Here is a 9,495-nt window from a genome sequence, read left to right as displayed (position 1 = left end):
TCTTGGATTTTGGTCACAGAATCAGCGCTGTTACCTTTAATCCAAAAGGAGCATTTTTTAAATACTCAGCATAGCTTTTGCCATTCTCCCCAGCTTAGCTGGGGGTTTAGCTCTGTAATTACCTCTGGTCATTGGCAAGGGTAAAATAATTATAACTCAAGTTTCTCACCCCGGTTTGGCTGAAAGTAATGCCCTGACGTCAGGTAACATATAAAATCAGATGTGAATCTAAACGGTTATATTTTTTTCTGTAAGGGGATATGTGGGTCATCTATTACCCCTTTTCGCCGTGTCCGGATATTTGGGAGATGCAGTCCCTGTTATATTGTTTAGCAACGGATAGACTGTATCCCAAATATCCGGACACGCTGCAACTGATTCAATTCATATCCCCTGGAAGAAAATAATACAACTGTCTCGATTCACACCCTTAACACCAATCAGTGCCTTAAGAATTCCGCCTCCACCGTGGATAAGGGGTACGAAACTTGAGTTATAACTTGTGGGCATCTCGTATTTTTAATCAGTCAAAAGCCGGATGGGTCGTATGTTGAGCAATATTTCCGTATAAACATTTAAGTTTTAAAAATCATTATGGCGTCTATTTGAACCTGTAGACGATGATACTCCTTTATGAGAAAAAAATGAAAGCAGCTTAAAAGCGGCGGCGGTGGGTGCCATTTTTCCTTTTTCCACTTCTTTTTTAACTTTTGGCAACATCGTTTTTACATCCGTATTTTTATAAAACTGGTCTTTAAGCCCTTCTTCCACTAGTGACCACATCCACTCTATGGATTGGTTTTTACGTTTTTCTTCAAACTCCCCGTTGGATTTTAGTTTATCCCGGTGATTCAAAATAATGTTCCAAATATTTTCCATACCTTCAAACTTAATGGCACTGCAGGTGGTCACCGGAGGTAACCAGTTTGCGGAAGACGGATTTATTAAATGCAGTGCTGTTTCATACTCTTTCCTTGCACGTTTGGCTTTTTCAATATTATCGCCGTCAGTTTTGGTTATTGTAATCGCATCGGCAAGTTCCAGCACCCCTTTTTTTATCCCCTGAAGTTCGTCCCCTGCACCTGATAGCATCAGCACAAGAAAAAAATCGACCATTGATGCAACCGTTGTTTCCGACTGACCCACACCAACTGTTTCCACTATTATTACATCAAAACCGGCGGCCTCACATACAATCATGGTTTCCCTGGTTTTTCTCGCAACGCCACCAAGGGTTCCCCCTGATGGAGATGGTCGTATAAATGCACATTCTTCCACAGAAAGCCTTTCCATACGCGTCTTGTCACCCATGACGCTTCCGCCGCTTTTTTTACTGCTGGGATCCACCGCAAGAACTGCGATGCGATGATCATCCTTTAACAGCATCATGCCGAAACTCTCAATAAATGCACTTTTGCCAACACCCGGAATCCCTGTTATACCAATACGAACCGCTTCTCCGCTATACGGCAAAAGATTATCAATTATCGTTTTTGCCTTTTCCTGATGAGCGGGCAGCGAACTTTCAACAAGTGTAATGGTTTTTGCAATAACCCGCCTGTTCCCTTCAAGTACACCGTCAATATAATAATCGGCATTTTCAGCAATCATTTTTTATCCTGAAGAATCTTATGTCAAATGACTAAGTATGCATTCGCTACGCTCTATCTTTTTAGATATTAAAAATGTTAGAATACCTTTCTTCGATATTCATTATTCCTTGTTCAATATTCTGCGGTTCAAAACAAACCCGCAAAATTGTTTTTTAGTACAAAGCCATAACATATCGCTCTTTATAAAGCCATCAACTTTATTTTTCGATTCCAATCCTGGCCTTCACCCCTTTTTGATAATAATGTTTGATTTCTTTCATCTCTGTGACAAGATCCGCCCTTTCAATTATTTCAGGTGTGGCACCCCGTCCAGTAACAACTATCTCCATACTATCCGGTTTCATTTTAATAATAGCCAGAAGATCCTGCGCTGAAAAAAGACCGCACATTACCGCAACATTTCCTTCTTCAATAACCACCACATCATGCTCACCTGCTAAAATTATTGATTTCAATTTTTCAAGACCTTTTCTACCTGCTTCTATATCTTCAGGTGATGGCTTTCCCCTGACAAAACGGCCAACTCCATACTGTTCTATGGTAATGAGATCAGAAAATCTTTCAAGCGCTTTTATTTCACTGTAATCTCCCATTTTCAGAAACTGCACGATAAAGACTTTCAATCCAGCTCCTACCGCCCTTACAGAAAGCCCCAGTGCAGCCGTTGTTTTCCCCTTACCGTTTCCTGTGTAAACCTGTACATATCCTTTCATATTTTATCTCCAACAAATTGCTGAACATCGAACGTCCAACATCGAACGTCGAATAATGATGTCGCTCCGCTCCTCAAATTATTTTAAAATTGAATAAAAAAACAATACCTAACATCTTACGACTATTTCTGTTTCTTCATCTTTTCCCATTTAAAATTCGATGTTGGCGCCACGATGTTCGATGTTTATTTTTTTAGTAAACCTTCCGCAGTCCATCCGGCAAAAATATAACTAAGCGCCCATATACTTCTTGTCATACCCCCTTGGTGTAACCATAAAATCGAGATATTTAAACGACTTGCTGTTTCCGATAAATACAGTTGTCTGCATGTTTGCGTATGCTATGTGAAGCTCTTCAAGGGAAACAAGCGTCACCATTTCATCTTTTCGCATGGCGCTTACAACAATTCCGACAGGAGTTTTTTTATCTCTGTATTTTAATATAATCTTCTGTGCTGTTTCAAGTTGCCAGGTTCTTTTTTTACTTTTAGGGTTATATAAAACAATTGCAAAATCCGCACTCGCTGCGGCTTCTATCCGTTTTTCAATAACCTCCCATGGAGTTAAAAGATCACTAAGACTTATAGCTGCAAAATCATGGCTTAATGGCGCCCCCAAAAGTGATGCGCCGGCACAGAGTGCGGGTATTCCTGGAATAACCTCGACTGCCATCGAAGATTTTGCACGCGAAGAAGAAGGTGTAATCTTGATATTTTTCTTTTTGCAAATCTCAAAAGCGAGTCCGGCCATGGCATAAATTCCCGGGTCACCGCTTGAAATAATGGCACACGATCTTCCGGAAAAAGCAACATCAATGGCCTCCTCAACTCGGTTTATCTCTTTGGTCATTTTTGTACTGATTATATTCTTATCCTTAATGAGAGGATAGACCAAATCAATATAGGTTGTATATCCTGCTACTGTATCTACAGACTTAAGAACGTCATTTGCACGTTTGGATATATGATCGAAACTTCCCGGACCAATCCCGATTATGTAAAGGATATTCTGGCGATTGCCACTGTCACATTTCTGATTGAATGTTTCTCTACTATCAGTTTTCCGTTGTTCGATGCAAGAATTGCCGCTGCTTCGCATACGCTTTCTGCTCCTGTATGTTTTGCCACCATCGCGGATGGTCTCTTAATACCGACTGCCCCGTTCAATTCTTCTTTTTCGTAAAAGACTATCGGCAGACTCAAATCCTCTGCAAAAGCTATCAGCCCCGGTTCATCAGCTTTCAAGTTAATCGTAGCAATACGTATCACGCTGGCTATTGCAAGCTTTGATTCTTCAAGTACTTCTCCAAAAAATCCCTTTATTTCATTCATCGATGTATTACTGTTGCATCCAATTCCTGCAACAAGTGATCCGGGTCTTAATATCAGCGTTTGTTTTGAAAGATCGGCCAGAATGTCATCTATATAGACACAGGAAATATCTTTATTTCCCATATTTTTTTCTTTATTAACATCTTTATAAATATATGATGAATCTATACTTCCACACAACAATTCGTATGGATCGTGGAGATATATTTTCTTTTCATTAAGGAATGCCATGTTTATCTTTTTTATAGCTTCCGGATTTTCTATGAAAAGGTTGAGCTGCTTAGCCAGAACATCAATCGCAGGCACATCGTTTACATCCGTAGCTGTGGTTATAACAGGTTCAGCTCCTGTTAACACTGCAACCTTTATCGCAAGTTCATTTGCCCCACCGATATGACCGGAAACAAGACTGATTACATGCTGCCCAAGCTCATCTATTACAACTACTGCCGGATCAGTCGTTTTACTTTTTAGATGTGAAGATACAAGTCGCATTACAATACCTGTTGACATGAGAAAAATATGCCCACTGTATGCATGAAACTCCCTTGATACAGCATCGGACAGTCTTTCAGAATAAGAAACCCGGATATCATTTATATTCAAATTATCAGAAAGGTGCAATTCGGTATCCGGCATACTCTCTGAAATTTTTTTAGCAAGGACTGCGCCTTTAGGTGTTACAGCCCACAGGGCGATTTTATCCTTTTTCTTCTTTCTATACCCGTGTGAAAAATCCTTATCATATAGTTTAGACTTAAATCTCACTTCATTTTTATCAATATCCATCACTCTTGAGACTATAATAAGGGCGTGGCTGGTTATTTTCTCTTTTCTTACTATATCAGGCAACTTCCCGGGATGTGTAAAAATAATCTTTTCTTCCGGCTGACTGACACGGAAAACAACTGCACACGTTGCATCTTTTCCATATGCTTTTTCAAGTATCCTCGCCACCTCGTCAACCATGGATATGCTAAGATAAATTGCTATGGAAGCTTTATGCTCTGCAAGTGATTCCAGCGCTTCATTTTCAGGTACAGGTGTTCTACCGGCCATACGGGTTAAAATAAGTGTCTGTGAAACCTCAGGCATGGTATATTCGATTTTCATGGCTGCTGCAGCGGCAAAAGCAGCGGTTACTCCAGGAATGACTTCATAGGGGATCGAAATTTTATCCAGCTTTGCCATCTGTTCAAATATAGCGCCATAAAGGCTCGGATCTCCTGTATGCAGGCGAACGACCCGTTTTCCATCTCTTTGAGCTTTTTCCATTTCACCTACAATCTCTTCAAGGTTCATGGAAGCACTGTTTAAAACCTTTGTTCCAGGTTTTGTCCATTTTAATACAGCTTCAGGCACAAGAGAACCCGCATAAATAACAAGATCTGCATCAGCAAGGGCTCGTTGTCCCTTAACAGTTATCAACTCGGGATCACCAGGTCCTGCCCCTACGAATATTACAGGATGCGATACATGGCTACCATTATTTTTAATATTCGGCGTGATTTTCATATTTTTATTAATTTAGTCTGTTGAAGAATATGCCAAAATGAGCATTCAGGTGATCCGATTTTAAGTGGGTCGCTGTTTGAAGGCATTAGTCAGCGTTATGAAATTGGAAATTTGGTTTTCATACTTTTCTCCCGAATTTCTACTTTCCAATTTCAAGTTTCAAGCCGTGAATGGCTACCATCTGTCTTCATACCTGTAATTATCCATACCGGGTTTTCAGCCTCAAGCATTTCTCCCCAGGACATTTCTTTAGACCTGCTGATTTGGACCTGGACTATATCTGTTTTAAAATCAAGTTGCTTCAATGTTTCCAGAGCAGTCTCAATTGATGGGATAAGTATCGTATTAATAACAATTATTCCGTCAGGTTTAAGATAACTTGCAGCAGCATTTATAATATTTTTTAGATTTCGTCCGCCTCCTCCTATAAATATCCTATCCGGCTCAGGCAGCTTTTCAAGTCCCCTTGGAAGCGTTGCTTCTATTACTTTCATGTTTTTTATTCTAAAGCGCTTCCTGTTATTATCGATTTGCTTCACCCTTTCTTTCTTTTGCTCTACAGCAAATGTCATCCCATTATTTGCAAGAATTGATGCTTCAACAGCAATGGAACCACTTCCTGCGCCTAAATCCCATAAAAAATGTTCAGGTAAAATTCGCAGTTTGGAAAGAGTAACAGCTCTTACCTCTGCCTTAGTGATCAATCCTTTATTATGATCATACCATTTATCAGGCATTCCGAAAAAAGTGTTATGTTTTTTTTCAGGTTGACATTCAATCTGTTTTAATACTGCCAGGTTAGGCTCCGAAAACTTCATTCCGGCAGCCTTTTTAATTGTATACCATTTAAATCGCTCTGAAGATGTACCAAGCTTTTCGAAAACGCAAATATTAAAATCTATAATATTTTTTTTAATAAGAAGTTTTGCAATCCATGCAGGATTTTTTTCAGGATCCGTATAAACTGCAATCTTATCCTTTGAAGCTATTAGCTTAAAAAGTTCTATTTCACTATCCCTGCCATGTAAACTTACGACTGAAACATCATTCCAGGGTTCCTTTATCCTTGAAAAGGCTGCAGCAATAGTAGAAATGTTAGGATATATCACAACATTGTCAGTGCCCAGTGATTTGATCAGCAATGAACCGATTCCGAAAAACAGCGGATCACCGGATGCAAGTACTACAACATTTTTCCTGCCCATTTTACTTTTTATATAGCGAATAACTCCTTTTAGATCTTTGCTTATCTCCTTTTTATCTGCCGTATAATCCTTGAAATACTCAAGATGCCGTTTCCCCCCTACCAGCACAGCAGCATCTTTAATTATTTTCAGGTGCTTTGCGGTAAGATCTTCCGGAGTAAGTCCCACTCCTATAACGGATACTGGTTTCATGTTTGTTTTATCCCCTTAGCATCTGAATCAAATACAACATTCCCGCTGAAATCAAATATAATACCCTGTATATCTATACCAGAACTTGCAAATATCCGTGCAGCCTTAACCACTAGCCTCCCAACATAAGAAACGACTTTTGGATATTCATCGACTATTAAATCAAATGCATGTCTGGCTGTATTGGCAGACGCTATTTTTTCAGCAAATTCACGATTTTTTGTAATCTCAAATGACCATTCTGAAAGCTTTTTCATGCTCAAACTTGACTTTGCGGCATGTGTGTGTGGCACTCCTTGTGCCATTTTTACCGCTTTTCCGAAAAAAACCGCAAGTGTAATCTTATTAAAACCCTTTTTAGATGCAGCTTCAAGGGACATTTTGAAAAAATCTCCGATCTGAATAAAAGCTTCTTCAGAAAGCTTCTCAAACAGAGCCTGGGAAAATCTTTCACTGCGACGACCGGTTGTTAATACAACTCTTTTCAGACCGGAGGCCTTTGCAACCGACAATGAAGATTTGATTGTTGCGATATAAGCGTCATGGGACATTGGTCTTTCAACACCTGTGGTTCCCAGAATAGATATTCCACCAAGAATTCCCAGCCTTGCATTTAAAGTCTTTTCAGCAAGCTTTTTTCCTTCTGGTACAAATATTTCAACTTCTACAGAGATGTTTTTATTATGATTTTTTAATAACCCCGTAACAGTCTGTGTAATCATTTTTCTGGGGCCCAGGTTTATTGCAGCTTCTCCGGGCTCAATCTCAAGGCCAGGCTTTGTGACAACCCCTACACCCTTTCCCCCGGTTATAGATACACTCCTTTGATTTTCTTTGTCCAGCAGCGTGACTGTTGCTCCAATTTCCGCCTTATGTGTTATATCAGGATCATCCCCTGCATCTTTTATAACCGTGCATTTCGATTTCTTTTTTCCCTCATATTCACAAGTATATATGGGAATATTGATATTTTCGCCTGTTAAAAATTCTATTTGAACGCTTGAAGATTTTTCGCCGGTTAAAATCAAAGAAAGAGCCCCCTTTGCTGCCGCGGCCGCCGCAGTCCCTGTTGTAAACCCTGTTCTTAGCCTTCTTTTGTTAGCCATTGATATATGCTGAATTCGTAATAAGCATAGATGTTACAAAAAACTGTATTCACCCCAGATAATAATAAATTGTTCCCATAATGACAAGACTAACGACCCTAAAACCCTGGCCCATTAGCAGCAACTGGGTTCCCATCTTCGGAGAAAAGATTCCGATATATCTTGGCAACTGATGACGCAGAGCACGAATGGGAAATGCAATTATGTTTCCGATAATCAGAGCTAAAACAGTCTGCTTTGTTGTAATTACGCCGGCATCAAGGAGCGCCCCTGCAGCTGCGAACCCTGAAGTAAACTCGGCAGCAAAACTTAAAATTATCACTGAAAGGGCCTCAACGGGCATAAATGCTGTTACAAAATAGTCGGCAAGCCAGCTTCGCATCATGTTAAAAACACCTGCGTCATTTAATAGAAAAACAATTATATAAACCGGAACAACATATATCGTAACATCAATAATACGCTTTGGAAATTTTTCCTTTATCCTTTCCCAAAGTCCTTTTTCCTGATTTTTGGAATCTTTAAAAAGTATTTTTTTTTCATTTTTATAATTCTGCGTATGTATTGAAAGTCTCAAATGTCCGTAAAAAATAAAAAGGACAGTTCTAAAAAGAGTTGCAGTAAAAGTTATAATAAAATAGATAGCTCCTGCAAACCCTGTAAGGGGCAATACAATAAAAACTGTAGTGGGTAAGTGAAGAAAAAAAGCCGGGAACTGGTTGACGAAATTGGTTAAAAATAGCTGTCTGCGAGATATCTTATCGTCCTTAAAAAAATCAAGAAGCATAGCATTTGCAGCAACACCTGAAATAAAAGCTGTTGTAAAAGCAGCGCTGCATCTATCTCCAAGATTACCAAATTTAAAGAAAGGCCTGGCCAGTACTGCGAACCTTTTTGTCCAGCCCGAAGCTTCAATTAGCTGACCTGCCGCAAGTCCTGCTCCAATAAAAAGCATAAGACGTAAAAGCGGCCACAAAAGCTTTGACACTACTTTTTGAACACTGAGATCGTTAATAGTATATATTCCGATAAACAGCACAGCAGCAGACAAAGCAAAGGATACTGTCAGCGATATGTATTTTGGCTTTGCCTCTTTATGCATCATCTTTTTGTTTTGCGATAATCAAAGTCCAGTAATCCGGCTTTCTTTTGCCAAGCTTATCAATATTCCTGATGATTTCTTCTTCCTGATGCCCGCAGTTTTTAACTCCGACACTGCTTTTATAAACTCCGGTTTCATTTAGTGCAGAGTTAATATCTTCAACATTTTTGTATGCTTTTAGAAAAACTATGCATTCCGGTTTGACGGAAAGCTGCCTTAGATGTTCTCCACCCCTGGCACCTGAAACAACCATGAGCGTTTCTTCACCTTCGACTAACGGTGTGTTAAGACTGGATGCTGCTGCCTGGTATGAAGTAATCCCTGGTATATTTTTTACTTTCACGTTGGGTGCAATCTTGCGAATATGCTTTAAAACATATCCATAGGTGGAATAGGTCATGCAATCTCCCAATGTTAAAAAAGCAACATCTCTACCGAGTTCAAGCTCTTTTATAATTGTATGTGCATGATCTTTCCATGCCTGTTCAGTCTTTTTCTTATCTCTTGTCATTGGAAAAGATAGCATTCTTACTGAAGTTGTTTCCGGAATATGGGGCTTTGCAATGCTTACAGACAGACTGTAACTGTTTTTCGTAGATGCTGCTGCAAAAACTACATCAACCCTGTTTAATATTTTTGAGGCTTTTATTGTAATAAGTTCCGGATCACCCGGTCCTACCCCTATGCCGTATAAACTTCCTGCTTTTTTCTTGTTCAT

8 protein-coding genes are annotated in these 9,495 nt (G+C 39.5%); all 8 read right to left on the bottom strand.

Annotated features, from left to right (window positions below):
• Positions 1 to 582: 582 nt before the first annotated feature.
• Positions 583 to 1,611, bottom strand: coding sequence for a methylmalonyl Co-A mutase-associated GTPase MeaB (gene meaB, locus SWH54_04880; protein MDY6790587.1), 1,029 nt, complete (start codon positions 1,609 to 1,611; stop codon positions 583 to 585).
• Between the two features lie 199 nt (positions 1,612 to 1,810).
• Entirely contained in the window at positions 1,811 to 2,326 is a 516-nt protein-coding gene (locus tag SWH54_04875) for a cob(I)yrinic acid a,c-diamide adenosyltransferase (protein MDY6790586.1), read from the bottom strand.
• Positions 2,327 to 2,557: 231 nt separating this feature from the next.
• Complete coding sequence (cobJ, locus tag SWH54_04870) at positions 2,558 to 3,289, bottom strand: precorrin-3B C(17)-methyltransferase (GenBank protein MDY6790585.1); 732 nt, start codon at positions 3,287 to 3,289, stop codon at positions 2,558 to 2,560.
• A 29-nt stretch (positions 3,290 to 3,318) separates the two neighbouring features.
• Positions 3,319 to 5,172, bottom strand: a complete 1,854-nt coding sequence (gene cobM / locus SWH54_04865) for a precorrin-4 C(11)-methyltransferase (protein MDY6790584.1) — start codon at positions 5,170 to 5,172, stop codon at positions 3,319 to 3,321.
• 152 nt (positions 5,173 to 5,324) lie between these two features.
• Positions 5,325 to 6,569 (bottom strand): precorrin-6y C5,15-methyltransferase (decarboxylating) subunit CbiE, encoded by a 1,245-nt coding sequence (cbiE, locus tag SWH54_04860; protein MDY6790583.1) that lies wholly within the window; start codon positions 6,567 to 6,569, stop codon positions 5,325 to 5,327.
• Entirely contained in the window at positions 6,566 to 7,675 is a 1,110-nt protein-coding gene (gene cbiD, locus SWH54_04855) for a cobalt-precorrin-5B (C(1))-methyltransferase CbiD (GenBank protein ID MDY6790582.1), read from the bottom strand. Before cbiD ends, cbiE begins: the two co-directional genes overlap by 4 nt.
• Positions 7,676 to 7,724: 49 nt before the next feature.
• On the bottom strand, positions 7,725 to 8,780 hold the full coding sequence (locus SWH54_04850) for a nucleoside recognition protein (GenBank protein MDY6790581.1): 1,056 nt from the start codon (positions 8,778 to 8,780) through the stop codon (positions 7,725 to 7,727).
• Positions 8,770 to 9,495, bottom strand: a complete 726-nt coding sequence (cobI, locus tag SWH54_04845) for a precorrin-2 C(20)-methyltransferase (protein ID MDY6790580.1) — start codon at positions 9,493 to 9,495, stop codon at positions 8,770 to 8,772. Before cobI ends, SWH54_04850 begins: the two co-directional genes overlap by 11 nt.

The sequence above is a fragment of the Thermodesulfobacteriota bacterium genome, assembly GCA_034189135.1.
GTDB lineage: Bacteria > Desulfobacterota > Desulfobacteria > Desulfobacterales > JAUWMJ01 > JAUWMJ01.
The sequence above is the reverse complement of the archived record's forward strand: the minus strand, read 5'-3'. Positions and strand labels throughout refer to the sequence as shown.

Bases quoted from the DNA above. Each gene is read 5' to 3' on its own strand.
- cbiD (MDY6790582.1), bottom strand. From the start codon at position 7,675: ATGGCTAACAAAAGAAGGCTAAGAACAGGGTTTACAACAGGGACTGCG.
- SWH54_04850 (MDY6790581.1), bottom strand. From the start codon at position 8,780: ATGATGCATAAAGAGGCAAAGCCAAAATACATATCGCTGACAGTATCC.
- meaB (MDY6790587.1), bottom strand. From the start codon at position 1,611: ATGATTGCTGAAAATGCCGATTATTATATTGACGGTGTACTTGAAGGG.
- cobM (MDY6790584.1), bottom strand. From the start codon at position 5,172: ATGAAAATCACGCCGAATATTAAAAATAATGGTAGCCATGTATCGCAT.
- SWH54_04875 (MDY6790586.1), bottom strand. From the start codon at position 2,326: ATGAAAGGATATGTACAGGTTTACACAGGAAACGGTAAGGGGAAAACA.
- cbiE (MDY6790583.1), bottom strand. From the start codon at position 6,569: ATGAAACCAGTATCCGTTATAGGAGTGGGACTTACTCCGGAAGATCTT.
- cobI (MDY6790580.1), bottom strand. From the start codon at position 9,495: ATGAACAAGAAAAAAGCAGGAAGTTTATACGGCATAGGGGTAGGACCG.